The sequence below is a fragment of the uncultured Gimesia sp. genome (genome assembly GCF_963976445.1).
Classification (GTDB): Bacteria; Planctomycetota; Planctomycetia; order Planctomycetales; family Planctomycetaceae; genus Gimesia.
On sequence record NZ_CAXBKP010000006.1, the window covers coordinates 280,624 to 306,263 of the forward strand.

Genomic DNA, 25,640 nt, shown 5'->3' on the forward strand with positions numbered 1-25,640 from the left:
ATGGCTCGATATACTGCGCTCCAGTTCGTGTTTCTGGTTTGTGCCGCGTCTTTAATTTGCAGTGGCTGTCAGTCGATCCCGGTTTCAACATTATCATTTCTCTCGCAGCAACCAACAGAAACAAAGTATTCTGAGCCTGATCAACTCATGGGCTCGGCTGAAGAAAACGGCAGGACGTCTCCTTACCATCGGCAGGCGAATGAACTGGTACAGCAGGCCGTCGATCATTATGCAAATGGGGAATTAAGTCAGGCAAAAATCCTGCTGGCTTCAGCCCGAAAAATTGACCCCGGTCATATTGGGACTTTCGAGATCGAAGCCCAACTTTCATATGATATGGGAGATCGTGCCCAATATTTACAGTCGCTACGTGCGATTCGAGCGGCGAGTCCTCATAATTCGCAAAAACAGAGTGCCATTGGTACTCTGTTTTTTCAAGCCGGCCAGACTCAGGAAGGGATTGCCTGTCTGAAGCGAGCCATCGAATTGAAACCCTACGATGAAGACTATGCGCTCAAACTGGCTGCTTTTTATGAGCAAACCGGAAGGACAGACGAAGCACAACAGATTCTCTTGCGCGCGCTGCATACCTCATCTGGTAGCAAACGGCTCCCGATTGCTTTGGGCCGGATCTGTGAATCCAATCAGCAATGGACCCAGGCCAGCGTCTATTATGCTATGGTGGTCAATCATTTCCCAAAAAATCATGTCTGGCGAAAACATCGCGCCCGCTGTCTGTACCATGCAGGTAACTATTCAGCGGCATTTGAGCAATTCACAATCTGTCAGAAAAATGACCCGGAATCATTGTCGCTTTCTGAGAAGATCACATTCGGCGATGCCGCTCTGCGGTTAGGGGATCTTGAGAAAGCCCAACTTCTGTTTGATGATGTTTCTGCAGAACATCATCACCAGTTGCTCCATGTAGAGATATTGCGCGGGTTATGCGCTATAAACCGAGGCCAGAGCATCAGCGCAAAATCAATAATTGATACAGCCCGCAAAAAATGGCCTGCAGACCCGACGTTGTTAGAGGTAGCGGCCTTGGTCCCTGCTGAATAGTAAAACCGCACTATTCCTGCAAGACATGGACGTGCTTATACATACGATTCTGCCGATTGCATTCTCCATACCAGAATTGGACAAACGGCATTTCGTAACCTAGATTTAAGTAGTGAGATACCTCCAGTTCTCCATTGGTTGAGGTCTGTGAGGCGTGCTCTTAATCTGGAAGACGAAATCCGTTGTTTGTTTTTCAGTAGTGCGTTGCGCCTGCTGAGAAAGTAATCGGCTATGAAAATTTATGGCAAATATTGGTTGCTGGTAGTGCTGCTCATCGTAGTGAGCTGCGCAGACAGCCTGCTTGTAGCCAGCAATTTAGCCGGGCTCGGAACCGCATTTGCAGTATCACTCTTTGCATCACTGGCAGGCTGGTTCTGGCTAGTGAAAAGCATCCAGAAAGATCGACAGCAGGTCGCTTCCTGCCTGAGAAATCCCGAATTAACGCGACGGGGATTCCAACGTAAAAACTTTTTCGGAAACATCTTCACGGAAGCGATTCAGAAAATTGAAGAATCAGATACCGAGCTGACATCCACGAAGCAAGTCCAGACGATGCTGAAAGCGCGGGTCAATTCCTTACTTAAAAAAGAGGCCTTGCTGGAATCTGTGCTGGGGTGTCTCGATACCGGGATACTGGTATTCGACGCACAGCATGAACTGGAATATTCGAATCCTGCCGCGAATCCGTTTCTGATTCCGGTATCAGAGCAACGCGAGAACCATCTCGATTCAAGTTTGTCGCTGAGCAAAGCATTAATAAATAATGCTGTCACTCCTGAGCTTTCTAAATTACTGACAAAAACCATTGAACGTAAAGCTGCCACAAAACGCAGACGGACCGAGTTCGAGTTTACTGTCAACGGAACTAAGTCACACTTCCGGGCCATCGCAACGAATCTACGCGACGAGAATGAACAGGTTCTGGGTACCGTTGTCGTTGTAGAAAACATTGGCGAAGAAAATAACCAAAAAACAAAACACGCAGAATTTGTCTCATCAGTGGCACACGAATTGAAAACACCGATGTCTGGGATCAAGGCATATGTCGAGATGCTGATGGACGGTGAATGTGATGAAGAAGAATCGCAGGAGCTGTATGGCTTTATCAATCAACAAATTGATCGACTGACGCGATTGGTTAACAGCATGCTCAATCTGGCGCGCATTGAAAGTGGCGTCGTTGAAATTAAGCGGCACGATTATGAATTAAATGACATTTTGAAATCCGCCGCGGACGTGGTCTCGCCGAATGCCACGGAAAAAGACATTGCCTTTTCCACCGAATTAAGCGATTTGTATTTACCCGTGTATGTAGACAAAGACATGCTCGGACAGGCTATTATTAACCTGTTATCAAATGCCGTAAAATATACACCCAATGGTCATGAAGTACGTTTACGCAGTCGCATGGAAGAAGCTTCTGCCGTGATTGAGGTTCGTGATACAGGACTGGGAATTCCAGAGTATTCGCTGCCACATATCTTTGATCGATTCTACCGCGTTCCAGAAAATAATGCTTCGGCAGCGGGAACAGGGCTGGGACTGTCACTGGTGCATTTCATTATCACCAATGTGCATAATGGTTCGATCTCAGTTCAATCGAAGGTGAACGAGGGAACTAGCTTTACCATCACGATTCCATTAGGCCACAAAGAGCAGAAAAAGAAGAAACAGCTGGCATCGCCGGCAAATGTCTGAACAGGGTCGAGTGCTTCGCTGATCCTGAACGAAAAAGAGAGAGACAAGGAATATGAAATGTCCCATCTGATTTATGTTTGTGATGATGATTCACACATTGTTCGCGCTATCAGCATGAAACTCCGAAAAGCGGGTTTTGAAGTAGAATGTTTTCCTGATGGTTTCGCCTGCTGGGAAAATATGCAGGTTCGCGCACCGCAGATGATTATCACCGACCTGCAAATGCCACGCATGAATGGCCTGGAACTTTGTGGAAAAATCCGCGACTTTCCGGCAACTCGGACGATTCCTATTACGTTACTGACTGGTAAAGGTTTTGAATTCGACCATGACGAATACATGGAATCATTGAAAATCAACAACGTCATGGTGAAACCGTTCAGCCCTAAAAAACTGCTCACTCAAGTCCAGGAAAGTCTGAACCTCACGAACGATGTGATTGGTTAATAGATACCACAAATCAACTTTGCTGAAATTTTTAATACTATGCGAAATTATTATACTGCCATCCAGTTCTGGTCTTATTCGCTGCTGGTAGTCTGCCTGTGTCCGCTCGCCGTTTTTCTGGGTTCGTACATGGGTTGGCCACTCGGTATTGCGCCATTATTGCTGCTGGCTCCGATCACAGTTCTGGCGGCGATCTCGTCACCTCGAGTCTGTTCCTGGACCATCACAGCGTTGGCCGTCGGTGCCTGCTTTGCAGAAATCTTTTTCCGGTCGGACATCAGTGAGGTCAAAACCACCTATCCACTCAGTATCATGAGTGCGGCTGTGTTGATCGGGTTGACATTATTGATCGACGCTTACATTGGAAAATTGCGACAAAAACTCGCTCAGATTTATAATCAGAACGATGAGCTGGTGCGCCAGTTGTATCAAAGCCAGAGAGAGACAGCTCCTGCTCAGACGACTTCCGAAACCGGCACAAAGGAAATACCCCAGGTGGATTCGAAAGAGAATCCTGCTGCAGAAATTGGTGTCAATTATCCTTTATTACTTCTAACTCTGCAGGATATCGGCCGCCGCATCTCAACAAATCAATCGAATGAATCACTGATCCCCACGGTAATTAGTACTGCAAAAGCTTCGTTACAGTGTGGATATTGTCAGGTTTATCTGTGGGACGGCAAAGCGGGTGCTTTGAAAAATGCACTACCAGTCCGAAATCGTGATAAACACGAATATCGGCCTGTTCCCAATAGTGGTGTTGCTGCCTGGGTCATCGAGAATCGTCAGATCGTCATGAGAAACGATGCCGAAAAAGATTATCGGTTGAAACGCATTCTGGAAGAAGACCCGCATATGCCTGATGCGATCGCACCACTGACTGTGGGTTCCGATCTCATCGGCCTCTTGATCATCGACAAGGTCGATATTGAGTCTCCCACCATTGGGCGGTTGATCTACATTCTTTCCAATATCTATGCACTGGGTATTAAAAATTCCCAGTTGTTTAAACGAATCGAAGAAATGGCCAGTCGGGATGGTTTAACCGGGCTGTTCAACCATGCCACGTTCCAGGATAAGCTGCAAGAATTGATTAAGAGTGCGGAAGCACAATCAACGACGCTCAGCGTCATCATGAGTGACATCGATCATTTTAAAGCGTTCAACGATACATACGGGCATCAGGCGGGAGATTTCGTCCTGAAAGAAGTCGCCCGCATCTGGAAAACGGTGATGCCGGATAATGCCATTGTCGCCCGATATGGGGGCGAAGAATTTATCGGCGTTCTGGCAGATCATGAGTATTCACAGGCAGTACAAATTGCCGAAGATCTGCGCGAAACGATGGAAAATTGCCCGATTCTATTTGAAGGTCAGCAATTACAGGTTACCGCCAGTTTTGGTGTGACGGAACTCAGACACCCTGCCACCACAACCAACGAACTCGTAAAAGTGGCAGACGAATATTTATACAAGGCTAAAGAAGCAGGCAGAAATAAGGTAGCGGGCAGTGCACCGAATTCGGCTAGAAAACCCAGTACGTAGACATCAATCCCATGCAAATTACGACAGAAATATTTGGAAATGTGCTAGTAGCACACACACCTGACGAATTAACGGATGATACATCCACCGAATTCGTCAACGCACTGTCTACGGCCATCAATGAGCAACACTACCAGGTTGTTCTGCAGATGGATCGTAGTGAGATTCTGGATAGTACAGGATTAACGGCACTGTTGGACTTACAGGATCTGACACGTGAACAAGGGGGAAACCTGAAAATCAGCGGGCTGGAAGACCCTGGAAAGAAAATTCTGGAAATGACGCGACTTGATCAGCGGATCGATCTGTTCGATTCTGTAATCGAAGCCGTTTCCAGTTTTCATTAAACACACATTAAACTGATATGAATAATAATTCCCTGCTACAACCGAAAATGCGACTCGGTGATTTACTCATTTATAAAGAGTTTATCACTTTGGAACAGTTGGAGTCCGCGCTGGAGGAGCAGTCACAAGGTGACGGCGACCAATTACTCGGGGAATTGCTGGTCCATAACGAATATTGCACCGAAGAACAGGTTCTGGAATGTCTGGCACTGGAATATCGAATTCCTTACGTGCAACTCGACAGTCGCATGTTCGACTCGAAAGTCTTCGATGTGCTGCCACGGGAATTTGTGGAAAAGCATACTGTGCTTCCGCTGTTTAAAGTCCGCAATGTTCTCACCGTTGCCGTCGCAGAACCGACGAACGTGTTTCTTGTCGATCAATTACGAGATCTAACAAAATCCGAAGTGCAAATTGTTGCTGCCAGTGCTCGTGAAATTCGGCGTATGGTGCAAACCTATATGCCCAACACCAATGTGTTCGTGATTGACGATATCATTGATGATGCGAACGGCACAAATGTAGAACTCATCGAAGATTCGATAGATGATATCGGGTTTGATGCTGAGTTTGCCGGTCAAAGTCCGATTATTAAGCTCGTAAACTACATCGTTTACAATGCCGTTCGCGAAGGCGCCAGCGATATTCATATCGAGCCAACGGAGTCGCAATTACGGGTCCGCTACCGTGTGGACGGGGTCCTGCAGCATGCATTGGAACCGCCGGTACATCTGGCACCTGCAGTCTCTTCGCGTATAAAAATTATGGCCAGTCTCGACATCAGTGAACGCCGCCTGCCTCAAGACGGTAGAATCCATGTCTTGATGGAGGGGCGCCCTATCGACTTGCGGGTCAGTACATTGCCGATGCCTACCGGCGAAAAAGTAGTCATCCGAATCCTCGATAATCGCAGCGTGAATATCTCGCTGGAACAATTAGGATTCAGTTCGGAAGTGCTGGAAAATTTCGCAGAACAATTGGAAAAACCAAATGGCATCATTCTAGTTACTGGCCCCACGGGGAGTGGTAAAAGTACCACGCTCTACGCCGCTCTAAATGCAGTAAGTTCCATCGAAAAAAATGTCTGTACCGTCGAAGATCCGATTGAATATCAGCTGCCGGTGATCAATCAGTTTCAAGTCAACGAAAAAATTGGTCTCTCGTTCGCAACGATTTTGAGAAGTCTACTGCGTCAGGATCCCGACGTCATCATGGTCGGCGAAATCCGAGACCAGGAAACGGGAAAAATTGCGATCCAGGCTGCTTTGACGGGACACCTGGTTTTCAGCACGCTACATACCAACGATGCCATTTCTGCGGTCACACGCTTAATCAACATGGGCGTCGATGATTATCTGATCGGAGCCGCCGTCAATATGGCACTTGCTCAAAGACTCTGTCGAAAACTCTGTCCCAAGTGCAAAACACCATACGAGCTCTCGAAAGCAATGCAGCTTGCCGTTGAACGAGTAGGCTTGGACATTGACGAATTTTATAAAGGCAAAGGTTGTAGTCGTTGCCGCAACACTGGATTTTCCGGGCGTATTGGCGTTCACGAAATCCTGACGATTGACGACCCACTGCGTGAAATTATAACGACGAATCCGACTGTCGCCGCCGTCAAAGAGTACGCACAGAACAACGGAATGATTCCTCTGCGATACGATGCACTTCGCAAGGCGAAGGAAGGACTGACTACGATCGAAGAAGCGCTCAAAGTCAGTGACGAAGGCTGGATTCCTAAAAAAACCGCGATCAAGCATTAAACACCGTTTTGTAATAACGGATTATAATACAGAGGCCTGAGAAAGCGACTCAACCATGGAAATGAATGACTTGTTACACGCTGCTGTTGACAGCAATGCATCCGACATTCTGCTGGTAACCGATGCGCCTCCGATGTTTCGGATCGATGGAGAGTTGAATACAACGACTTTGGAAGCACTAGACCCTGAAACCATTCGAGACCTGTGCGATCAAGTTTTGAAAGAGAAACAGAAAGAGACGCTGGAAAAACAAAAAGACGTAGATTTTGCAATCACAATTCCTCGGCTGGGACGTTTCCGTTTTAACATTCACGTTCAACGGGGTTCCCTGGCTGCTGCCATTCGCCGCTTTTCGAACGAAGTTTGTACGTTGAGCAGTCTAGAATTGCCGCCCGTGGTGGAAGAGTTGACCCGTCTGAAAACCGGATTGATTCTGGTGACTGGTCAGACAGGGTCCGGGAAATCGACTACTCTGGCAGCGATGGTAGAAGCCATTAATCAGCGGGACTCAAAGCATATTATTACGCTCGAAGACCCCATTGAATATCAATTTCAACATGGGAAATCTCTCATTGAGCAACGGGAAATCGGTGAAGATTGCCCCGGTTTTGCATCGGGACTCAAACATGTTCTCAGACAAGATCCTGATGTGATAATGGTAGGAGAGTTGCGCGACCTGGATACAATTCGCGTAGCTCTGCAAGCCGCGGAAACGGGTCACCTGGTTTTGGCATCACTGCACGTTTCCAGTGCGGCCGGTGTGGTAGATCGTTTGGTTGAAGTCTTTCCGCCACAAGAACAATCACAAATTCGCAGTCATCTGGCAGAATCTCTACGGGCGGTACTTACACAAAAATTACTCCCGGCGGCGTTCTCTAAAGGACGTGTTGCGGCGTTAGAAATCATGTTGATGAATCGTGCGATTCAGACCAGCATACGCGAGTCAACTTCGCATCTGATTCCCGGCGTCATTTCCACAAATCGTCGTGTGGGTATGCAAACCATGGAACAGGCATTGAAAGAGCTGTTGCTCAACGGAAAAGTTGATCCGGAAGTGATTGACGAGCATCTACAGGAATTGAAGGGGGAATCATCCAAAGATTTCTCTCATGGGCTATTGGCGTAGATCTCCCCTCATAAAAGGCTGAACCATGCAATTTACTTATACAGCGAGAAACACGAGTGGCCAGAATCAATCTGGCGAACTGGTCGCAGATTCGAAAGACGATGCGGTAGCAAAATTGCGCCAGGACGGTCTGTATTTGCTGGCACTGGAAGAAGCTGGCACGAACTCCAAAGAAGGTTTTTCGACTGCGCGAAAAAAGCGTGTTTCACGGAAGGACATCATTTATTTCACCAACCAGCTAGCGATCATGGTAGACGCAGGTGTTCCCGTTGCAACGGCTTTGGAGGGAATCTCAAAGCAGATGGAAAACCCCACACTGATGGATATTCTGACGAATATTCAGAAAAGCGTGGAAGCCGGTAGCGATCTTTCTGCTGCGCTGGCCGAATATCCACGCCAGTTTGATAAGACCTATGTAAATCTGATCAAGGCCAGTGAAGCCAGTGGTACGATGCCTCAGATGTTAAATCGGATCGCCTCACAGGCAGAAGAAGAACAGGAAACAATTCAACAGGTCAAAGGAGCCTTAATTTATCCGGCCATTATGTTGGTCATGTGTATTGGCGTTTGTATTTTCCTGCTGACGTATGTTTTTCCTAAACTGATGCCCATGTTTGCAGCGCGCGGAGCAGCTGTACCGACACCGACCAAGATTATGATTTTTGTCTCGACCGCCATTACTTCCTACTGGTATCTGATTCTGCTATTTCTGGCGATAATGGGAGGCGTGTTTTATTACGTTCGTGCTCAACCCTGGGGTAAATCGGCGTTTGACTGGATTATCATCCGTCTGCCAGTCTTTGGTACCATGCTGAAGAAATTAGCGATCAGTCGCAGCATTCGTACCCTGGCAACAACAATCAATGCAGGCGTGCCGATGCTCGAAGCAATTGAACTCAGCGCAGGTGTTTCTGACAATGTCCATTTCAAACAGAGTTGGAAAGAAATCAGCGAACAGGTGACAACCGGAAAGCAAATCCATGAAGCGCTGGAAGGAAAAACATTATTTCCGGCAACAATGCAGCAGATGATCGCCTCCGGTGAATCTACCGGGCGTTTGGGAATGGTATTGAATAAATTGAGCGACTACTTCGATCGTGATGTGAAAATTGCCATCAAATCTGCCACGACACTCATCGAGCCGATTATGGTGGTTTGCATGGGCTCGATCATTGGTTTCATTGCTCTGTCGATGCTGCTTCCGATTTTCACACTCAGCACCAGTCACTAAGATGAAGACGGTTTCTGATCTGTTTCTTCCGGTTCAGGCTCAGCTGGTTTTGATTCTGATTTCGTTGTTGGCTTTGAAGACTCGTCCGTCGTCGTGGGTTGCTCTGATGGAGTCTCTTCGGCGGTTGACTGATCTCCGGTGGCAAGTTCCAGCAGGCTCTGATTATGAAATTTTTCTTGCGAGAATGCTTTTAACTCGGTATTGAAAATCTGTACCAGAGCATGCAGACATGACGCAACAATCGGCCCAATAAACACGCCCCAGAGTCCCATCATCTGTAAACCTCCCAACACACTGACAAACGCCAGTAGCGGATGCAGCTTGGCATCACTTTGCAGAACATAGGTTCGAATAATGTTATCCATCGTTCCCACGACAAGGGTGCCCACGGCTGTCAGGAAAATCGCCGAACCCCAATGTCCTTGATACATCAGCCAACCCGCACAGGGAACCCAGATCAACCAGGAACCCATTAAAGGGACCAGAGATGTAATCGTGGCTAAGATCAGCAAAATAATGAAATGCTCGAAACCAACCAGATAGAGGGCAATGGCAGTCATCAGACCTTGTCCGATGGCTGCCAGAAAAGTAGCGAGCACCACAGCGCGCACGACTTTCTGAAACTGATCAATTAGCCGCTTCTGATAATCAACGTGTACAGGAATCAGCGACTGGGTCGACTCGATCAATGAATATCCGTCGGCCAGAAAATAGTAAAGTGCGATGATAAACATGACCCAGGCTATCAAAGCCGCGAAAATACTTCCTAACAGACCAACGGTCGACGCGGCGAATCCCAATGAACGCTTGGCAATCGGAACCAGGGTCGCCTGCAGGTTTTGTCGGATGAACTCTTCTACCGATTCATTCTGTTTTTGGCCCTGGTCCTGTTCTAAAGGACTAATCTCTTGATCTAAATACTGATTGGACCAATCAATTAACTGATGAAATTTGTCATTGCTGATCTCGACTTTCGCACGGACAGTTTGAACTGTTTTTTTCCAGTTTGCTTCATCAAGGGTATTCACGACTGTTGTGAACAGCTGGAGTGATCCCAGGAAAATCCCGACGCACAAAGGAACCAGAATCGCTGATACGATAATGGATGTGGTGATTCCGGCGGCAATTCTGACGTGCCCCTTGGTTCGTTTCACGAAATAATTCAGCAGCGGTTGACTGACCATCGCAACGACTGCCGCCAGAAACAGAGGCAACAGAAAGGGCATAATCACTTTGAAAAAAGTGATTCCCAGAAAGAGGATCAGACAGAGTATGATAGAAAGCGAAACGAGGCGAACCATGAATCATTCCCGTTCATTGAATTTCCAGCGAGAAACAGGACCGATGAAATGATCAGATCCTTTGGTATGTAACAACTTACAGCAATAATCGTTCGATTGAAAGGCCAATGAATGGCATTCGATTCTACTCATTTTTTAGTGAACACACATTATTTCATTTTACTTATCGCAATTTTGAAGTCTGATTCGCTACAATACCGTTTTCATTGAAAAAACCAGCTACTTTGTTCGTCGAGATTAGTATCTCTGAGTCGGCAGCAGAACCGGAGTCTGATATGAATCGTTATATTATCTCTTTACTAGCCGCCAATCGTGTTGGAATTATGGCAGCGATTACTACCGCCATGGACGAGCTCGGTGCGAATCTTCAAGAAACCAGCATTGCTGTGATCCAGGATTTTTTCTCCATTGTGATTGCCGCCGATTTTCCGGATCAACGTGATCCTACCCTGATTCAGGAACATATCGAAGGAATCTGTAACGCGTACAATGTTGAAGTCTGTGTGAAAGACCCGGAGGTAGACGTTCCCACCATTCTTTTACCAACAGAGTCTGATAAATACCTGCTGGCGATTTCCGGCAAGAACCAGGCCGGCATTTTGAGAAAGATTTCATCACAACTCGGTCAGGATGGAGTTGATATCCTTGACCTGTCTGCCACCAGCGCTGAAGACGGACAAACTTTCGAAATGATGATCAAGATCGCAGTCCCCAAAACTCTGGATATCATGGATTTACAAAATGAAATGGAAAACATCTGTGGTCATTTAGACATTTCGGTTGACTTCATTAGCGAATCCGATTCGGCCATCATCAGCTCTCAAAGCCAAACACGCATGTTCAAGCTTTAATCAGCGATTGAACGGGATTTATCTGATTAGAAGTCTTTGAGATGATGTCGAACTCCAGAAAACATCAACAGCACACCTCTGCCAAGCCGTTCCAGATCTTAAAAGAGCATCGATACGCATATACAGCAGTCTCTGAATTGTTCCATGCTGTTGAATCTTCCGATCCGCCTCTGGTCTATTTGTATGGCCCTTCAGGATCTGGAAAGACGGCTCTGATTTCACATCTGGTGCCGGAATTTATTGAAATTCACTCCGAAGCGACATTCAAAATGGTTACCGCGAGTGAATTTGCCGCAAAATACGCAGCAGCCTCGAATCGCAGTCGCATACCTGAGTTCCAGCGAACCTTTCGAGAACTGGACCTGCTGATTCTGGAAGACATTCAAAGTCTGGAGAATCGGACTCAGACACAACGGGAACTCTTATCGGTTCTGGATGAGATCCTCAAGTCGGGGGGCATGGTCGTCATTTCTTCAACAAAACCGCCCGGAGAACTGGCACACTTTCAGAAAAAACTGGTGAACCGGTTTCATGGAGGGGTCTGTGCCGCGATCAGGTCTTTGAACTATCAGAGCCGGCTGGACCTCTTGAGCTTCTGGGCAGAGTTCGAACAAATATCAATCCAGTCAAAAGAACTGTCGCTAATTGCTCGTAAAAAAGAACTTTCGCCACGCGAGCTCTATGCGATACTGATGCAACTGCAAACCGTCAGTCGCATCAAACAACAACGAATTGACAATTTGTTTGTCAAACAGTTCCTGGCAGGAAATATTGAAGCCCCCAAAACCAGCGTTGCGAAAATTACGAAAGCCGTTTGTCGAGAATTCAAGACCAGCCTGGCAGAGATCCGCTCAGCCAACCGGTCTCAGCAAATAGTGCTTCCCAGACAATGTGCCATGTTTCTTTCACGAGAACTGACCGAAGAATCTTTAGCGAAAATTGCAATTTATTTTAATCGCAAGAACCATAGCACGGTTATTCATGCCTGTCGTCATATTCAACACGGTCTCGAAAAATCACCTGGTTTACGCCAACAGATTTCTCGCATTAAGCAACAGCTTGGAGTATATCTCTTATAGCAGACAGGAAACCTTGGCTAAAAAAAACAGTCAGGTATAATTTTCACTTTGGTTTTTCCTGTTTCGCTTGCCTCTTTTTGTGCATAACGTGTTCAATGGGAGATGAGGATTGTCAACTTATCTCGTGTTTCTGAACAGCGCCGTCACGCGCATTTCAGAGTGACATCTCTATTCACCACCAACTACTCCCACCACCAAGATCAAATTGACAGGTTATCGACGTCATTTCCATTGCTCCCTGTCTCTGTAACACCATTCAATAAAAAGAGTTACACTCCTTCACCACCAGTAATCCACAAATTTCACTCCTCTCTGATACTACTACTACTAAATTTAAATATTTAATAGAAAAAGGACTTTGAAAATCAACCTTGATGTGCAGATTCAGAGCCTTCCAATCGTTGTGAAAACCAGTAGAACTCCATAAAATAACATAACCAAAATTGACTCACTATTTGACTGCCTTAAACCCCATCATATCAGGAATAGAGCAGTCCCGATTTTCAACGAAATCTTAGAGAAATTGATTCAAACATGAAGCTCAGTTGTTCGCGATCCACTCTGTTGTCCGGCTTCCAGATTATTGGGAGTGTTATCAGCTCTCGTACACCGAAAGAAGTCTTGAAGTGTGCCAAGCTTGAAGCGGCAGACGGCAAAGCAACATTGAGTGGGACCGACCTGGAAGTCAGTATCCGATACGATTTCGAAGAAGTCGAAGTGACAATTCCCGGTCAGATTCTGCTATCTGTGCATGAGCTGGTTTCTATCTTGCGGGAAGCCAAAACAGAAACGATCGAAATTGAACTGAAAAAAGATGAAGAATCGGAGCAGGATTATATTCTGATTCAGGCAGGGAAAAGTGAGTTTCGCTTGTCTGTCCACGATCCTTCGGAATTTCCTGCTGTAGAATCGTTTAATGAATCCAATTTCTTCGAAATCCCGATCCAGTCATTTCGCGAAATGATCCGACGTACGGTGTTTGCCACCGATCCGGAAAGTACCCGATATGCTCTGGGTGGGGTGTTGTTCGATGTGGAAGATGACAAACTGACTCTGGCTGCCACTGATGGCCGTCGGCTGGCGATGGTGGAATCTGCCTGTTCTTATCAGGGAGAAGAGGTTTACCAAAATAACCGCCCGGTCATTCCTGCCAAAGCTATGTCGTTGATCGAAAAAAGTCTGGTCGGGGATGAAGGCAATATTCAGATCGCAATTCGCGCCAACGATGTGATTGTAAAAAGTGGTCGTTCGACGATCTTTGGTAGATTAGTTGAAGGGCGTTTTCCCAAATACCGGGATGTGATTCCACCAGAGCCGACTCACAGCATTGACCTGGAAGTCGGAACATTCTTCGCCGCCGTGCGTCAGGCACAGATTGTGACCGATGTGGAAACACGAGGCGTCGATTTCATTTTTGCCAGCGGTTTGTTGACTCTCAAAAGTGTTGCCGCTTCCGTCGGCGAATCGAAAGTGGAAATTCCGATTCCCTTTGAAGGGGAAGAAATCGTAATCACGTTCGATGTTCGATATCTGGCAGACTTTCTTAAAGCGCTGGATTCGGCAGCTCATATTCAGCTACAGCTGATCGATTCCGATAGTGCCGCGGTTCTGAAAACCGATGACGGCTACACATACGTTATCATGCCTCTTTCGCAAGCACGGTAATTTATGTCACAAAAGTACGAATTCAAATCCAGCCGTGCGATTCCTTCAGCCGTCCCTATTTCTCAGGCACTGTCAGAGCTGATTGCATTAAAGGGTCTGGGGCGGGTTCAGGGAAATCGACGCTTAATAGACGCCTGGAAACAGGCTGCAGGAGAAAAAATCGCCGGTCTGACGACGGTTCAGGGAATTAAAAATCGAATCGTGCAGATTGGGGTTGAGAACTCGGCTCTCTTGAACGAACTCAATTCGTTTCATAAGGGTTCGTTACTTCAGAATTTACAAAAAGAGTATGGAAAACAGGATGTCCGCGATATTCGATTTCGGTTGAAGTCAAAGACAAAAAAGTAGCTCCGACAGTTCTGGTAATGGAATGTGAAATTACTGTCGGGAGCCGGTCTAAGAGGCAGAACAGTTATCTATTTCTTAGAAGCAAATAATTAATTCACGGGAGTGATAAAGCGTGAGTGATCAAGAACAGAATCAGGCAGACCTTAAAAAAACAGGCTATGACGAATCGAACATTCGAGCCCTGGAAGGCGTAGAAGGGATTCGTACGCGACCAGCCATGTATATTGGTGATACCACCATGCGGGGTCTGCATCATCTCGTCTACGAAGTCGTGGATAACTCGATCGATGAATGTGTCAATAAATATGCGTCCGTGATCAACGTCAAAATCAATGCCGACGGAAGTGTGACTTGCAGCGATGATGGTCGTGGGATTCCCGTCGGTGCCATGCCGGATATGGATAACCGTCCTGCACTCGAAGTGGTTCTAACTGAAATTCACGCAGGTGGAAAATTCGACCGTGAAGGGGGCTATAAGACGGGAACCGGTGGATTGCACGGCGTCGGTATCACCGCCGTGAATGCACTCAGTGAATGGCTGGAAGCAGAAGTGCGCCGCGAAGGTCATGTCTGGACGATTAAGTTCGCCCAGGGACTCGTTAACACACCACTTCAAAAGCTGGGTAAAACCGACAAAAGTGGAACCAAGATTACATTCAAACCCGATGGCACCATTTTTCCTGACACAAAATTCTTGTACGACACACTGACCAAACGTCTGCAGGAACTCGCATTTTTAAATGCCGGTGTGAAGATTCGAATCACCGATGAGCGGTCCGTCGGTCAGACAGATGAATTCCATTATGAGGAAGGTCTAATTGAGTTCGTCCGCCATTTAAACCGCACCGAAAATGCGTTGTACGAGGAAATTATTCATATCGAGGGAGAGCTGGAAGGCGTTCAAGTTGATATTGCCGTTCAACACAATGATGGTTCGCTGGAAAATGTACGCTGCTTTGCCAATAACATTTTTAACATCGAAGGCGGTACCCACTTTTCCGGTTTCCGCGGTGCTCTGACACGAACGATCAATGCCTACGGTAAGAAAGCCAATCTATTTAAAGACTTCACACCCAGTGGTGACGATTTTCGAGAAGGTTTGACGGCCGTCATTACGGTTCGCGTTCCCGATCCTCAGTTTGAAGGTCAGACCAAAACCAAGCTGGGTAACAGCGAAGTGGAAGGCATCGTTCAGACCGTTGTCAATGAAAAGCTGAATAAGTTTTTCGAGGAAAATCCAGGCGTCGCGAAAAAGATTTCACTCAAAGGTTTGTTAGCGGCGGAAGCCCGGGAAGCAGCCAAAAAAGCACGCGAGATGGTCCGTCGCAAAGGGGCACTCACAACAGGTGGCTTACCCGAAAAACTCCGTGACTGTCGCAGTCGTGAACTGGATATTACCGAACTATACCTGGTCGAAGGGGACTCTGCCGGCGGATCGGCAGACACCGGCCGCGATTCCAATATTCAAGCCATCTTGCCACTCCGCGGTAAAATTCTGAATGTAGAAAAAGCACAGCTGGTTAAAATTCTGGATAACGCGGAAATTGCGAATATTTTCAAAGCTGTCGGCGTTCCACCAGGGGCCGAACTGGAAGATGTAACGAAACGACGTTATGGCAAAATTATCCTGATGACCGATGCCGACGTCGATGGAAGCCACATTCGAACATTATTGTTAACCTTCTTCTTTCGGCATATGCGGGAACTGGTAAATCATGGTTGTGTGTATGTCGCGCAGCCTCCATTGTACCGGGTGACGCAAGGCAAAAAAGTGCGGTATGTTCAGACTCAGGAAGAGATGATGAATCAGCTGGTAGAACTGGCGCTCGGTGATTCCAACCTGTTACACGAAGATGGCACTATATTTGAAGGCGAGATGCTCGAAAAACTGGTTAACCTGGTTTCCGATTTACAGGAACCATTGGGAACCCTGGATCGCCGCGGAATCGACCTGAAATTCATCGCATTGAATTATGCAACGGAAGACGGCCTGCTGCCACAATACCGAATCTTTCTGGGTAAAGAACAATTCTGGTTCATCTCTCAGGAAGAGATGACACAGTTCCTCAAAGAAGAAGAAGCCAAGCGCGGCGATGAACTTCAAATCGCCGATGACAACGGCCAGCCAGAGGAAGCGAAAGATTCAGAAGCAGGCGAAGAAGAAGACGAGTTCAGTGAATCAGGTGCCCTGCAGGTTACAGATCTGCATGAAATCCCCAGCATCAATGAATTGTTGAAACAGTTACGCGGTTATGGAATCAAACTGAAAGATTTCTACTCTCCCGGCAACCGGAACGGCGAGCCCATTTTCCCATTCAGTCTCAACAGTGGGAGCAATGTGATTCGCTTGAGCAATCTACGAAAGCTGTTGCCATCTCTAAGAGATATCGGAGAAAAAGGACTCAAGCTGACCCGCTTCAAAGGATTAGGCGAGATGAATTCGGAAGAACTCTGGGATACCAGTATGGATCCAGAGAAACGCGTTTTGCTTCAAGTCGGCATGCAGGACGCTGCCGCGGCCGATGAGATCTTTCGTATTCTAATGGGAGACGTCGTTGAACCTCGTCGTGAATTCATCGAGAAACATGCGTTGGATGTGAAAAATCTCGACGTCTAACCAAGTTAGAAAAACAATGCTTAAACGAGATCCGTGCCTTCCAGAGACGCAATAAATGGAAGGTGGCGGTACTCGTTGTTAAAGTCCAGGCCATAGCCGACTACGAAATGGTTCGGGATTTTAAAACAGTGAAAGTCTGGTCCAAAATCGACTTCGGAAGTTTCTTCTTTCCAAAGTAGCACCGCCGATTTCAGGGATCGTGGCTCACGTTCGTTGATTTGTGCCAGCACAGTTTGCATTGTTTTTCCGGTATCAAAAATATCGTCAATCAATAGCACATCACGGTCTGTGATATCGGGCAGGTAATCCAGATTCACCTGCAGCGTGCCCGCGGTCGTCGTTTTTCCGCGATAGCTGGATGCCTGAAGTAGACCCACCTGATGCGGCACATCGATGGCGCGAATCAAATCTGCCAGCAAGACCAGGCTGCCTGAGAGGATCCCGATGATGGTTAGCGGCCGATCCTGATATTCATTAGCCAGTTCACGACCCAGTGAAATCACACGCGAGTTGATCTGTTGTTGATCAATCAGAACTTTCACAGAAGTATCCTTTCACTGAGCGTCGTCGGGTGTTGGGGCAACCGATTCGTGTTTCATAAATTCTCTGAGCAGCATTGTGGCATACACACCGGAAGGCAGGTTGAAATGAAACAAAATGCCGGACTCCGTCTCTTCTATTCTAAGTTGATCGGGCCAGATAATAAAAGGGCGTCGGGCACCGGGAGTCAATTTTTTAAACCGTGAAAAGTGAGACATATCTAACGAAAATTCACTCAGCACACGCTGCTCATGTTCCAGAACCGTATCCGTAGGCGGTTTCATTTTCGGCCCGAAGATCGGTCCGGTGATCACCGTTTCTCGATTGTTGAATCGCTCCTGTTCGCTAGGCACATCTTCGACCACGAAAATACCGCCCGTTTCACAAACCTGCATCACGTCTCCCAGTTGAACGGTATGCAGACTATGATCAGAAACCCGCTCCGTCAAAACACGGTTGAATAAACTGGATTGAGCCGCCGACAACGCCAGGCGTTTGAGCGATTTGTTGCGAGAGTATTTTGAAGGCACACGCTCATCTTTGAGCAGCTTAAGCCCCATGATGACCGTTTCATTATCGCGGCCCATTCGCTGCGTGCCGTAATAGTTGGGAAAGCCCGACTGTTCGATTTTTTCCTGGATCGCGACTGCTTTTTGGAATCCGTCCTCAGCCGTGTTTCTGATCAAAATCGAAAATTGGTTTCCTTTGAGATGTCCGGTTTTCAGCTTTCGCTCGTGCCGGGTACTTTCCAGTATTTTGATTCCGTCAAAATTGAAATCCGCTAGTAACGGTTCACATTCGGCCGGCACGGAAACGAGTTGCCGCGTCACAGCACGCCGATCCTTCATCCCGGCGACACCAATATCTCGGGGATTGAGTCGCAGCAGTTGTGACAGGATCTTAACCAGGAATTGTGCCGAGACATCCCGTTTCTCCACCAGGAGAAAGAGATGATCTCCTTCCCCTGAGGGGGCATATACGGGAATTTCATCAACGATGAAATCTTCCATCGTCGTTTTTAAATCGCCTCCGATTCCCGGTAAGTCTTCTGTCAGGTAAGGCAGGATCGAATGTTCGGGATCGGGCATCTTGGAAATCTGGTTCTATTTACGGTTGGCTATGGCTAAGGAGATCAGCCGAATAAATCCTTCACCCAGTTCCAGGTTCAGGCTGGCTTCATCGGCAGTGATTTTAGGGTAAAAGGTCATCAAGTCGCCACCCGAAGCAAACGCAACTTTGGCAGAATCCATAAATTCCTGGTTCTTCGCATTCTCTTTCGCCAGCGGAAGAATCGAAGCCATCTTCATGGATAACAGGAATGAGGCACCTGTTTTGCTCTGGTTTCCAGTGCTTTTCCGGTCAGAAATCGTCTTTTTCAACAGCTCTAATGCTTCTTCTTCGCCCATTGCCAGCCAGCACTCATTCGCATCACAGCCGATGAAAATTACGGGGTCTTCGCCAAAAAGTTCTTTGGTATTTTTCTTCAGTTCCTTGGGAGCAATTTTATGAATCGTGACGCCATCCACCTCAGCGACGTTGGCTTCGATTCCCTGGGTTTCATCTGCCTGCTTCAATAAATCGAATAAATTCTGCAGACCCTGTTGGAATTCTTCTCCCTCAGACAGTTTCACAGCCGCAATCAATGCCGCTTTTCCTTTGGATGTCTGCTGCATTTGAATATGGCCATCCAGCTTCCCGGCTTGGATCGTCGCTTTGGCAGATTCCAGCATTTTAGAAACTGGTCCCGGATTAGAATCATCACCCAAGAGAATCGGGGGAACTTTTGACTCCGACTGTTCAAGCAAATCAAGCAGTGCTTTCTGCTCCACGTCTTTTCGCAGTGGGAACACACTGTATCCCAGTAAATCAGCTGCATCCGCATTGAGATAAGCATACTGGCTCGACGTAGACGAAAGCTGCTTTAACTCTTTTCCCAGTTGTGATCCCGGGTTTGCTTTGACGCCGAGATGAAGCCGAATTTGTTTGTCTTTTTTGGAAAGCGAGTAGCCAGCAATCAGATTGTCACCATCTTTGGCGATGATTTCGAACTGTTTGAGCAGAAACAGTGCTGTCTCTTTGCGGCTCATATATTGAATGTCATTTTCACCCGGCTTGCGGTCCAACTGTTCGGCAATCTTCGCATTGGCCAGATCGACGGCCATCATTCGCATCGGCTCAGGAACATTACTCAATAACAGTGATGCTGCGATGTCATACTCTTTCGCCAGCGCACTGGTGTAGTCGTCCGGGTTATAAAACTCGCGGTCCAGCGCTTCACTTGTGATTTGAATAAACGCGTAACCATGAGCCATTTTGAGATGCAGCGAGAAGCTGGGAAGTGCCAGCGTATAACGGTTTTCTTTTCCCTCTACGGGAGCCAAGTCAAACCCAACTTCGCCCAGCGTTTGAGTAAGCTCATCCAGATTCTTGACAGGCACGAATCCCACCACCGTCGGCTGGGGTGAGATTCCTTCGTTCAGAAACACAAACACACCCAGCGGCTTGGTTTTATCCAGCCCTTCCAGATTCCGATACTGTGCCAGAAACCCCTTGATCATCGCCGGGTATTCGGGTTTCTGAACCGTCTCAAACAGGTATTCGATGTCTTCCAGAACACGGTCAACACCGGCGATCGCAGCGACCGCGATCGGCTGGTTCCAGTCGATTTTATCCTTGCGTGGCTCCCGATTCGTATCTGCCTGGGCAAAAACAAAAGCGCCCACAGCCAGAAAGCATACAGTGAACGTAAACCGTTTGATATAAGAACTTGGAGAGACGCGAAGCACGGGAGATCCCCTTGAAAAGAAAGACGAGAATGACTGTTGTCAGTAAAAAAGTGAAACCAAAATCTTCAAAAGAGATCTCGAATGAGCAAGACATCCAACGAATACATAGTTTACCTGATCTATTCCAATCTGGTTGCAAGAATTATCAAAATCCGCACAAAAAAAGCGACCTCAGATTCGCATCCCCATTCATATCCCCATTCACATCCTCAGTGAAAAAACGCCACTTGACAGCAACGCGGCACTGGCGATGATCCCTGGTTGTGCGTCGCGCGCGTGAGCAAAAACAGTTAACGCACTGCATACCGGCACCCCTGTGAATCTGCTCCCCTTAAAAGCCTCTCGTTTCAGACCGCTTTTTTTCGACGTCCCGTTTCTGGTACACAATGAGCACCCCATTTTTGTGCGCGTTCGACACACTTTTGACACAGATACGCCACGCACCGACATTCTGGCATCACAGAAAGGACACATATCAACCCTGTTTCCGCATCGTTTAAAACAAATCCGACTCGACACCATCGCGCTCCTGTTGACAATCAGATTCACAAAAATACAAAGTGTTCGACAACCAGAAATCAAATACCACAACAAACCAAACAAACATCCCATGCCAAACCTCTCCCCTCAAACAAAATCAAACGAACCAGCCCATACCCGAGCCAAAGCAAAATAATGAGCGGCACGGCGCGAGCCGCCGTTTCTAACTGGAACAACGTCCCCAAAAAAACCGCAACAAATCACGGTTTAGAAAAGTCTACCCGATGCAACCCAATCAGCCTCAGATGAAAATCCGACAGTGGTTACAGGGGATGAATGTTTGAAAAAGTGCAATCTGAGACAGCTTTTCTACAGCGTATGTCAGGTTCAAATATGAATGGAGCAGACACCTTACTATGCTCGATCAACGAACTGCTCTCCACGGCATACATACCCCGGGTCACGTCCGTTTTTTTACTTGATTTTGTTTTCGAATCTTAATCGGCTGCGGGACTCAAGGTTCGACAGACTATATGTATCCGACGAGCACCCATGTTCTTTCAATCAATCCCAACTCCAGCTAGAATGGAATTTCCAATCCCGAGTGATGCACTTTCCGACCGAGTCGAGCTGCCGTATTCGACCAGTGTTCACACGCTTGACCTCCTAAACGTTCGGTACAATAAACGATGACTGATGTTTTCACATCCACAGCACTTTTGTTAACGCTTCTAAACCCATTCCTGGTTATTGTTTATCTGGTTGATGTGGTTCAAAAGCTCGAACAGAAACAATTTCGTCGTGTATTGACAAGGGCTGGTCTGATTGCCAGCACGATTTTCTGTAGCTTTGTGATTCTGGGAGACAAGATTTTTACAGGTGTCATGCAAGTCGAATTTGCATCCTTCCAGATATTCGGCGGCATTGTCTTTCTTCTGATTGGCCTTCAGTTTGTATTTCGCGGTCCAACCGCGATTGAAGGATTAAGAGGAGAATCGGAACACATTTCTGGTTCGATTGCGATGCCCGTGCTGATTGGCCCGGGTACCATCAGCGCCTGTGTACTGATTGGTAAAAGGCATGAACCCCTGGTGGCATGCACGATTGTTGTGACTGCTGTTTTCATCTGTCTTGCAACAATCATATTGCTGAAATTCGTACACGACAGGGTGAATCAAACTCGCGAAGCGTTAATTGACAGGTATATCGAGATCGCAGGCCGCATCACAGCACTTTACGTCGGAACAGTTTCAATCGATATGATCATGCAGGGCCTTCGAACATGGTCCGATAAATTTTAAAGATCAAACCACCTTTTTCTGCCCATCTATTAATAATGAAATTTGGCATGAAAGAAGATCCCTTGTTTGTGCCTCCCCTTGAGCTGTGTCAAAAAAATTCTCGAGAGTGGACCTTAAAAGAAGCCAGACAATACAAAGACTGGTTATTAGCTTCACTTGATGAACGAGTTTCTTTTTTGTTGAAATTTTTGAATGTTCCTAAAACTAAAAATCAAGACGTTGAAGATTTTTTAAGTTCAGCAGGTAAAAAAGCAGCTCAATACCTTCTGCTAAAAGAATTCTCAGAATGTGTCACTGAAAAAAAGAAACTGACTGATAAAGGGTATGCACTGGCTGCAGATATGGGTTTACTGGTCGCAAAAATATTATTAGAGAAGAGCAGGGATAAAATCCGTTGGCGAGTTTTGAGACGCCCCAAGAGGGAGATTTCATATAACCTGCCAGTGCTAGAAGGATTTGAGCTGAATCCCCTTGAGCCGGTGGGAGGTTCTATCGCTGAAGCATACGGAATTCTCCGCGGACAGGATGATAGTAACGTGTGGAGAGAGATCTACGTCTACTGGCTTGATCAGATTCCTCCTGATTGAATCAGTAATGTAACTTTAATCACATTCGTGGCCTTTTTCTGTTCTCGGGGGAAGTCGAAAGCTTCCTTCCATATAATAATGACACGCTGCCGCCCTTTTCTTTAGGTGATCTAGAACATTTACGAGGCAGGAGAGGAAGATGAGACCAGACTTGAATATTGTTCTTGGCGGTGTTGGCCTAATCAAAGGTAGTATCAGAGAAGCAGGTCCCGCCATGGTAGAGATAACTACAGAACTCAATCCATTCTTAGTAGAAGATGGATTTTTGGAGGATGCACCTTTTAATCTACTTCATGGAATTATTCGTTTTGGAACAAAATATGATCCCCATTCCCAAGTAGGTCCAATTGATAAAAAAAACAATGAATTACCGTTCGCAGTTGAAATTGAATTAGATCCACTTAGACGAGCATCGAAGGATGAAGTAATCAACAAATTTCTTATGGCTCTGATTCCAGCTTTATTCGCTATTGCTTCAAAGTATGATTTACCAAAAAGAGGTTTAATGAAATTTAGCGAACTAAAAGATTTCCCGCTGCCAAAAGAGGATTGAGAAAATTCAAGAATAGCAAAGTGTCCAAAACCAATAAAAACCCTTTTTCTCGATGGATGGGAACTTCTTGGACTTTTTGAATTAATTGAAACGATAAATATGCATAAATACTCACTAGATTTCTTGGAAGATGATTGGGATGGGGCTGGTTATGATTTTGCTGTTGCTGCAGTATTTGAAAAAAGTTGTATCAATTCCGAGACTATAATAAATTTTATTCTTGCAACGAATGAAATAATCACAGATGTCTCGATTAAGTATATTTTATTGGATTCACCACTAGAGTGGCAGTTTGTTTTACCGAATGAACTCAAACTATTTATGAATGGTGAATTTGATTGGAGTAGGCTACAATTATTCGTTGTCGACTTTACTTCCAATAACGGTTTCCGCGGTTATATTGAGATCAGTAGTCCTGATCAACTAGTAGTCGGAGGACCTTCTGAATCTTATTACAGTGGTTTCATTGAAAAGGACCAAGCGATTGCAGCAGAAATAGCAGCAATTCTTATGATCGCGGTAAGATTCTTTGATAAAGGTTACTGGTATTTTGGTGCAGGTTGTAACTCAATGGATGAGGCTAAAAAACTTAAATCATTGAAGAAGAAACATAACCTTACAGGTGGTTGTTGCCCTGAAATAAAGGCTGATATATTTTCAAAATGCAATGAGATCCGAGAATTAAATCAGGGGGTTTAGGGACAGATAAAGGGGGCAGGACTGAATGGCACTGCCGGTTGTGGAGTAACAGTTTACGGTCATACGATTGCCCTCCTTTGTTGATGGTAATGGTATCTTGGTTGCTTCAGTAGAGCTAGCACCTTGGTTCGGCGTTTATTGGCTTTGGGTTCTGTTCGACCAGTGCGATGTCCCACACGTTCGCTGCAGGGGACCTGTTGTCCGAGCGTGGCTAATTCCTCGGTTTTCTTCATGACGGCTCCCAACAACCAACTTGCAGCCAGCATCTGTTGCGTCGTGGTAAACGAGGCAGAAAAAGGTGTCAGGACCCTTAAATTGACCCGGAAACCGGGCTGGGCAGTCAACCAACCTCTAACCGACCGCGAATTAAAAGCTCTGGCACGCAGTATCAAACGCGGCGCCCCGCTTAGCGACGATGCATGGACCACGCAAACCGTTAAACAACTCGACCTGGAAAGCACCATCAAACCCAGAGGCAGGCCCCGAAAAGCGAAATCTGGTTCCTGACAAATTTGATGCGGTTGCCAACAAATTGGTTAGTCCACATGTTGAATTATTGTCAGTTGTTCAATTGTACCGAATTTGTTTGACACTTTCCCATTGACCGCTTACAATCCATCAGTGCTCTTTATGGGACTCCTTGTTCCAATATACGGAACGGTGGGTTGGCTCAAAGATGATGAGGAACTGTCATTTTCTGTATTTTGCCAGATTTATTTTCATCCGTCTCCATGGCAAAAATCAACACAGATCGACAGTCATTACTTCAAAGTGAGTTCGAAGTTTCAGGCTGTGATTGGTCTCTTTTGTAGAAACCAGTCTCTATTTCATATCATCAAAATCATTTTTGCTTTTATGTTTTTGCCAGGAGGATCTCATGTCTTTATACACGTGTAAGTCAGAGACAGATGACCGGCGATCCGGTTTCACATTGATTGAATTGTTGGTCGTGATTTCCATCATCGCCATTCTCATCGCCCTGCTTTTGCCGGCAGTCCAGCAGGCGCGCGAAGCAGCCCGGCGAAGTACATGCAAGAACAATCTGAAGCAGATTGGGTTAGCAATGCACAACTATAACGACGCGCACAGCACGTTTCCTCCCGGCGGTCTCGGGAATGATCTCTGGTCGACGGAAGATTTCGCCTCAAATCGCATCGGTTGGCCACAGATGATCCTGCCGTTTCTTGATCAAGCGCCGTTGTACAATCAGATCTCCCCTTATATTAATACCACAAATTCCGGGGGCAAGTTGATGCCCTGGAAGGGCTGGCCCGGCACGACGTCTCCCCTGCCGATGCTGATGTGCCCGTCCGATCCCGGCAGTGGCAAGGTGGCGCTGTATCCTGGACTTGGATTTCAGGGTAACTATCTTGCCTGCGCCGGTTCTACAACATTCACGGCCGATGCGGCTCATGTCGGACAGAATTTGAATGGCATGTTCTATCAAATTTCGCGGACCCGCATGCGCGACATCACCGATGGCAGCTCGAACACTTTAATGGTCAGCGAGACGAATTTATTTCAGGATACTTCGGCTTCACTCAACGACTCGGACTGGCGCGGTCTGTACTGGGACAACTATGGGGGTAATATTTTCTTCAGCACAGAGTT

24 protein-coding genes are annotated in these 25,640 nt (G+C 46.6%); 19 read left to right on the plus strand and 5 right to left on the minus strand.

Annotated features, from left to right (window positions below; translation table 11 throughout):
• From AAC022_RS09550 to AAC022_RS09585, 8 genes are all read left to right on the plus strand, one after another.
• Entirely contained in the window at positions 1–1,062 is a 1,062-nt protein-coding gene (locus AAC022_RS09550) for a tetratricopeptide repeat protein (protein ID WP_339730394.1), read from the plus strand.
• A gap of 231 nt (positions 1,063–1,293) precedes the next feature.
• Positions 1,294–2,760, plus strand: coding sequence for a HAMP domain-containing sensor histidine kinase (locus AAC022_RS09555; RefSeq protein ID WP_339730396.1), 1,467 nt, complete (start codon positions 1,294–1,296; stop codon positions 2,758–2,760).
• 57 nt (positions 2,761–2,817) lie between these two features.
• Positions 2,818–3,207 carry a response regulator gene (locus AAC022_RS09560; protein WP_339730398.1) on the plus strand — a complete coding sequence of 130 codons (390 nt, stop codon included), beginning with the start codon at positions 2,818–2,820 and terminating at the stop codon, positions 3,205–3,207.
• 39 nt (positions 3,208–3,246) lie between these two features.
• On the plus strand, positions 3,247–4,752 hold the full coding sequence (locus tag AAC022_RS09565; RefSeq protein WP_339730400.1) for a sensor domain-containing diguanylate cyclase: 1,506 nt from the start codon (positions 3,247–3,249) through the stop codon (positions 4,750–4,752).
• An 11-nt stretch (positions 4,753–4,763) separates the two neighbouring features.
• Positions 4,764–5,099 carry an STAS domain-containing protein gene (locus AAC022_RS09570; protein ID WP_339730402.1) on the plus strand — a complete coding sequence of 112 codons (336 nt, stop codon included), beginning with the start codon at positions 4,764–4,766 and terminating at the stop codon, positions 5,097–5,099.
• A gap of 17 nt (positions 5,100–5,116) precedes the next feature.
• The gene (locus AAC022_RS09575) at positions 5,117–6,865 is read left to right on the plus strand and encodes a GspE/PulE family protein (protein ID WP_339730403.1); all 1,749 of its coding nucleotides are present in this window, start codon (positions 5,117–5,119) and stop codon (positions 6,863–6,865) included.
• Between the two features lie 55 nt (positions 6,866–6,920).
• On the plus strand, positions 6,921–7,991 hold the full coding sequence (locus AAC022_RS09580; RefSeq protein ID WP_339730405.1) for a PilT/PilU family type 4a pilus ATPase: 1,071 nt from the start codon (positions 6,921–6,923) through the stop codon (positions 7,989–7,991).
• Positions 7,992–8,016: 25 nt separating this feature from the next.
• Positions 8,017–9,222, plus strand: a complete 1,206-nt coding sequence (locus AAC022_RS09585) for a type II secretion system F family protein (protein WP_339730408.1) — start codon at positions 8,017–8,019, stop codon at positions 9,220–9,222.
• Here the strand turns inward: AAC022_RS09585 and AAC022_RS09590 are convergent.
• Positions 9,219–10,523 carry an AI-2E family transporter gene (locus AAC022_RS09590; RefSeq protein WP_339730410.1) on the minus strand — a complete coding sequence of 435 codons (1,305 nt, stop codon included), beginning with the start codon at positions 10,521–10,523 and terminating at the stop codon, positions 9,219–9,221. The genes AAC022_RS09585 and AAC022_RS09590 overlap by 4 nt on opposite strands.
• Positions 10,524–10,798: 275 nt before the next feature.
• Here AAC022_RS09590 and AAC022_RS09595 point away from each other — a divergent pair, with 275 nt between their 5' ends.
• The 5 genes from AAC022_RS09595 (at position 10,799) to AAC022_RS09615 (ending at position 17,083) form a co-directional block, all read left to right on the plus strand.
• Positions 10,799–11,374: an ACT domain-containing protein gene (locus AAC022_RS09595; RefSeq protein ID WP_339730412.1), complete on the plus strand. Its 576-nt coding sequence runs from the start codon at positions 10,799–10,801 to the stop codon at positions 11,372–11,374.
• Between the two features lie 41 nt (positions 11,375–11,415).
• Positions 11,416–12,453: a DnaA/Hda family protein gene (locus tag AAC022_RS09600; RefSeq protein WP_339730414.1), complete on the plus strand. Its 1,038-nt coding sequence runs from the start codon at positions 11,416–11,418 to the stop codon at positions 12,451–12,453.
• Between the two features lie 534 nt (positions 12,454–12,987).
• Positions 12,988–14,118, plus strand: coding sequence for a DNA polymerase III subunit beta (gene dnaN / locus AAC022_RS09605; RefSeq protein WP_339730415.1), 1,131 nt, complete (start codon positions 12,988–12,990; stop codon positions 14,116–14,118).
• 3 nt (positions 14,119–14,121) lie between these two features.
• The gene (locus tag AAC022_RS09610; RefSeq protein ID WP_339730416.1) at positions 14,122–14,466 is read left to right on the plus strand and encodes a DUF721 domain-containing protein; all 345 of its coding nucleotides are present in this window, start codon (positions 14,122–14,124) and stop codon (positions 14,464–14,466) included.
• A gap of 112 nt (positions 14,467–14,578) precedes the next feature.
• Complete coding sequence (locus tag AAC022_RS09615; protein WP_339730418.1) at positions 14,579–17,083, plus strand: DNA gyrase subunit B; 2,505 nt, start codon at positions 14,579–14,581, stop codon at positions 17,081–17,083.
• Positions 17,084–17,103: 20 nt separating this feature from the next.
• On the opposite strand, the gene hpt is transcribed toward AAC022_RS09615, so the two are convergent.
• Genes hpt through AAC022_RS09630 form a run of 3 tightly spaced genes read right to left on the minus strand, consistent with a single transcriptional unit; the run spans position 17,104 to position 20,409 of the window.
• Complete coding sequence (gene hpt / locus AAC022_RS09620; RefSeq protein ID WP_339730419.1) at positions 17,104–17,625, minus strand: hypoxanthine phosphoribosyltransferase; 522 nt, start codon at positions 17,623–17,625, stop codon at positions 17,104–17,106.
• 12 nt (positions 17,626–17,637) lie between these two features.
• Positions 17,638–18,711 (minus strand): tRNA pseudouridine(13) synthase TruD, encoded by a 1,074-nt coding sequence (locus AAC022_RS09625; protein ID WP_339730420.1) that lies wholly within the window; start codon positions 18,709–18,711, stop codon positions 17,638–17,640.
• A gap of 15 nt (positions 18,712–18,726) precedes the next feature.
• A complete protein-coding gene (locus AAC022_RS09630; RefSeq protein ID WP_339730421.1) occupies positions 18,727–20,409 on the minus strand; it encodes a hypothetical protein in 1,683 nt (560 codons plus the stop codon).
• Positions 20,410–21,578: 1,169 nt separating this feature from the next.
• Here AAC022_RS09630 and AAC022_RS09635 point away from each other — a divergent pair.
• The 4 genes from AAC022_RS09635 to AAC022_RS09650 all read left to right on the plus strand — a co-directional run bounded on the left by AAC022_RS09635 (position 21,579) and on the right by AAC022_RS09650 (position 24,029).
• Positions 21,579–22,190, plus strand: coding sequence for a MarC family protein (locus tag AAC022_RS09635; protein WP_339730422.1), 612 nt, complete (start codon positions 21,579–21,581; stop codon positions 22,188–22,190).
• Positions 22,191–22,237: 47 nt separating this feature from the next.
• Positions 22,238–22,777 (plus strand): hypothetical protein, encoded by a 540-nt coding sequence (locus tag AAC022_RS09640; protein WP_339730424.1) that lies wholly within the window; start codon positions 22,238–22,240, stop codon positions 22,775–22,777.
• Positions 22,778–22,916: 139 nt separating this feature from the next.
• On the plus strand, positions 22,917–23,330 hold the full coding sequence (locus AAC022_RS09645; protein ID WP_339730426.1) for an Imm39 family immunity protein: 414 nt from the start codon (positions 22,917–22,919) through the stop codon (positions 23,328–23,330).
• A gap of 99 nt (positions 23,331–23,429) precedes the next feature.
• Complete coding sequence (locus AAC022_RS09650) at positions 23,430–24,029, plus strand: hypothetical protein (protein WP_339730427.1); 600 nt, start codon at positions 23,430–23,432, stop codon at positions 24,027–24,029.
• A gap of 59 nt (positions 24,030–24,088) precedes the next feature.
• Here the strand turns inward: AAC022_RS09650 and AAC022_RS09655 are convergent, their stop codons facing one another.
• Complete coding sequence (locus tag AAC022_RS09655; protein WP_339730430.1) at positions 24,089–24,295, minus strand: hypothetical protein; 207 nt, start codon at positions 24,293–24,295, stop codon at positions 24,089–24,091.
• 49 nt (positions 24,296–24,344) lie between these two features.
• Here AAC022_RS09655 and AAC022_RS09660 point away from each other — a divergent pair, with 49 nt between their 5' ends.
• Both AAC022_RS09660 and AAC022_RS09665 read left to right on the plus strand, forming a co-directional pair.
• Positions 24,345–24,536: a hypothetical protein gene (locus tag AAC022_RS09660; protein WP_339730431.1), complete on the plus strand. Its 192-nt coding sequence runs from the start codon at positions 24,345–24,347 to the stop codon at positions 24,534–24,536.
• A gap of 370 nt (positions 24,537–24,906) precedes the next feature.
• On the plus strand, positions 24,907–25,640 hold a 734-nt coding region (locus AAC022_RS09665), incomplete at its 3' end, for a DUF1559 domain-containing protein (protein WP_339730432.1).